Source organism: Pseudomonas sp. PDM03 (assembly GCF_014852385.1).
Taxonomy (GTDB): domain Bacteria; phylum Pseudomonadota; class Gammaproteobacteria; order Pseudomonadales; family Pseudomonadaceae; genus Aquipseudomonas; species Aquipseudomonas migulae.
In genome coordinates this window covers 1-255 of sequence record NZ_JACVBM010000055.1, presented here as the reverse complement: position 1 = coordinate 255, position 255 = coordinate 1, and the positions used below count along the sequence as shown (strand labels likewise).

At 58.4% G+C, this 255-nt stretch carries 1 protein-coding gene; it reads right to left on the bottom strand.

Features of this window, described 5'->3' with window-relative positions:
- Window positions 1-255 (bottom strand): DDE-type integrase/transposase/recombinase (locus IB254_RS29380; protein WP_192420957.1); only part of this gene is annotated, 255 nt, incomplete at both ends.

Below are 255 nucleotides of genomic sequence, written 5' to 3'. Positions count from 1 at the left end.
CATTTTGGTAGCAGTCATAGCCGTCCGTCATCGAACACCTGATGCCGTGCTTCGCGTGCAACGCCTGGTACATTCCCGAGCAATACTGGCTGCCTCTGTCCGAGTGATGAACCAGCGGCTGTTCCGTCCTGCGCCGCTTCACCGCGCGGCGTAGCGCTTGCGCTACCGACTCGGTGTGCAGGCTTTCATGGACGTGATAGCCCACGATCTTTCGCGAAAAAGCATCCGTCACAAGGCTCAGATAGGCCACACCTT